Below are 3,478 nucleotides of genomic sequence, written 5' to 3' on the forward strand. Positions count from 1 at the left end.
GTCTACTACTACTAACTAAAGCGCCCTATTCAGACTCGCTTTCGCTACGGCTGCTCCGCTTAACGGATTAACCTTGCTAGTAAAAGTAACTCGTAGGCTCATTATGCAAAAGGCACGCCGTCACACATAAATGCGCTCCGACCGCTTGTAAGCGTATGGTTTCAGGATCTATTTCACTCCCTTATTCAGGGTTCTTTTCACCTTTCCCTCACGGTACTGGTTCACTATCGGTCTCTCAGGAGTATTTAGCCTTATGGGATGGTCCCCACAGATTCATACAGGGTTACACGTGCCCCGCACTACTCAGGATACCACTAAATCAATACATCTTACCTATACGGGACTATCACCCTCTTTGGTCAGTCTTTCCAAACTGTTCTAGTTCAATATACATCTTATAACGTGGTCCTACAACCCCAGCATTGCCGTAACAATACTGGTTTGGGCTAATCCGCGTTCGCTCGCCACTACTAACGGAATCACTATTGTTTTCTTCTCCTCCGGGTACTTAGATGTTTCAGTTCTCCGGGTTCACTCCTATTGCTAGGTACTATACCTTCAGTATAGTGGGTTGCCCCATTCGGATATCTGCGGATCATAGTGTATGTGCCACTAACCACAGCTTTTCGCAGCTTATCACGTCCTTCATCGCCTCTGAGAGCCTAGGCATTCCCCATACGCCCTTAATTAGCTTATGCGTCTTTGCTTTAACTTGCTCTTTTAGTTTATTCGTCTTATTATTTCCGATAAAAAATAATAAAACACTCTTTTAATTTTAATCATCAATTGTCTCTGGTGAAACAATTAATGCTCGTATTCTTTAAATCAATATGTCAATGAACGTTTTTCTTATCATAAATATAAAAACAATGAATATAAAAACTATTTCAACTAGTGAATCCTGTGTTTTATAAACTATTAATCCTTATACCTAAAGAATCGTGGAGAATATCGGAGTCGAACCGATGACCTCCTGCGTGCAAGGCAGGCGCTCTAGCCAGCTGAGCTAATCCCCCGTATCAGTTGTTAGTTATCAGTTAATAGTTGTTAGAACTTTAACATAACTCCTACTCTCCTAACGTGAACGCTAACTCCTAGAATTTCCTTTCAATAATATAATAAATGAACGTATACTAAATAGTAATAAAATAATAGTAATGAGTAATCAGTCTAAAAAAAATAAATTACCTAATACATTATATTCAATACCAAGTAGTTAATAGTAGTCTCAGGCAGACTCGAACTGCCGACCTCTACATTATCAGTGTAGCGCTCTAACCAGCTGAGCTATGAGACTGTCTTATAGTAATGAGTAATCAGTACCAAGTCTTTAGAGAAAATCCAAAACTTATACTTAATACCTAATACTCTGTACTCAATACTTAAAAAAAATAATTAATTAACAGCTTAAGACTAAAAATAATCAAAATTACAACTCCTGTGTATCGTCTTTCTCTAGAAAGGAGGTGTTCCAGCCGCACCTTCCGGTACGGCTACCTTGTTACGACTTAGCCCCAGTTACCAGTTTTACCCTAGGCCGCTCCTTACGGTGACGGACTTCAGGTACCCCCAGCTTCCATGGCTTGACGGGCGGTGTGTACAAGGCCCGGGAACGTATTCACCGGATCATGGCTGATATCCGATTACTAGCGATTCCAGCTTCACGGAGTCGAGTTGCAGACTCCGATCCGAACTGTGATAGGTTTTATAGATTCGCGCCTGGTCACCCAGTGGCTGCTCTCTGTACCTACCATTGTAGCACGTGTGTGGCCCAGGACGTAAGGGCCGTGATGATTTGACGTCATCCCCACCTTCCTCGCGGTTTGCACCGGCAGTCTTGCTAGAGTTCCCGACTTGACTCGCTGGCAACTAACAACAGGGGTTGCGCTCGTTATAGGACTTAACCTGACACCTCACGGCACGAGCTGACGACAACCATGCAGCACCTTGTAATCTGTCCGAAGAAAAAACCATCTCTGGTCCTGTCAGACTACATTTAAGCCCTGGTAAGGTTCCTCGCGTATCATCGAATTAAACCACATGCTCCACCGCTTGTGCGGGCCCCCGTCAATTCCTTTGAGTTTCATTCTTGCGAACGTACTCCCCAGGTGGGTTACTTATCACTTTCGCTTAGCCACTCAGACCGAAGTCCGAACAGCTAGTAACCATCGTTTACGGCGTGGACTACCAGGGTATCTAATCCTGTTCGCTACCCACGCTTTCGTCCCTTAGCGTCAATACATTATTAGTGATCTGCCTTCGCAATCGGTATTCTAAGTAATATCTATGCATTTCACCGCTACACTACTTATTCTAACCACTTCATAATGATTCAAGACCTGCAGTATCAATGGCAATTTCACGGTTGAGCCGTAAACTTTCACCACTGACTTACAGACCCGCCTACGGACCCTTTAAACCCAATGATTCCGGATAACGCTTGGATCCTCCGTATTACCGCGGCTGCTGGCACGGAGTTAGCCGATCCTTATTCGTAGAGTACCGTCAAACCATTACACGTAATGGCGTTTCTTCCTCTATAAAAGTAGTTTACAACCCATAGGGCAGTCTTCCTACACGCGGCATGGCTGGATCAGAGTTGCCTCCATTGTCCAATATTCCTCACTGCTGCCTCCCGTAGGAGTCTGGTCCGTGTCTCAGTACCAGTGTGGGGGATCTCCCTCTCAGGACCCCTATCTATCGTAGCCTTGGTATGCCGTTACCATACCAACTAGCTAATAGAACGCATAGCCATCTTATAGCAATAAATCTTTAATATTATCTCGATGCCAAAATAATATACTATAAGGTATTAATCCAAATTTCTCTGGGCTATCCCTTACTATAAGGTAGGTTCTATACGCGTTACGCACCCGTGCGCCGGTCGTCAGCATTGTGCAAGCACAACCTGTTACCCCTCGACTTGCATGTGTTAAGCCTGCCGCTAGCGTTCATCCTGAGCCAGGATCAAACTCTTCATCGTGTATTCTTAAATATTATTTAACAATAACAACAGGAATTTAAATCGTAATCTCAAAATATTTCTAGTCTTAATTCTTATCTGTAATACAGCTGTATAAATACAACCGTAATACGCGCTGTCAATCAATATATCAATGAACTCTTTTAACTATCCTAACACAATCTTCATCGCCGGTAGTTAATCGCTAATTATAAAGGAATCGAACCCCTAAATGACCTAAATCAAATTACACCAGTATAACTCTTTTCCTATATGAACATCACTTGTCTCGCAAAGCGGGTGCAAATATACAACCCCTTTTTTAACCTGGCAAAACTTTTTTGAAAAAATTTTAAAAAAAATTAAAACCCTTAAATACCTAACAAAATAACCAAAATATAATGATCAGTACCCTAAACAAAAACAAGAAACTACTCCCAAAGAACTAACAAAACATTATCCCGTTTTGCGGGTGCAAACATACAACCCTTTTTCTAATCAACAATAAAAAAATAA

Annotated in this window: 2 tRNA genes and 2 rRNA genes (1 of these 4 only partly in view); all 4 read right to left on the minus strand. The window is 42.2% G+C overall.

Annotated elements, in window-relative coordinates:
- Nucleotides 1-698: ribosomal RNA gene (locus ACWGOQ_RS23835) — 23S ribosomal RNA — on the minus strand (it extends 2,132 nt beyond the left edge of the window).
- 244 nt (nt 699-942) lie between these two features.
- Nucleotides 943-1,016 (minus strand) — tRNA-Ala (locus ACWGOQ_RS23840).
- A 207-nt stretch (nt 1,017-1,223) separates the two neighbouring features.
- Nucleotides 1,224-1,297 (minus strand) — tRNA-Ile (locus ACWGOQ_RS23845).
- Between the two features lie 162 nt (nt 1,298-1,459).
- Nucleotides 1,460-2,983, minus strand: a 16S ribosomal RNA gene (locus ACWGOQ_RS23850).
- Together the 16S and 23S rRNA genes with 2 tRNA genes alongside form the textbook arrangement of a ribosomal RNA operon.
- Between the last annotated feature and the right edge of the window lie 495 nt (nt 2,984-3,478).

It is taken from the genome of Aquimarina ulvae (assembly GCF_053613295.3).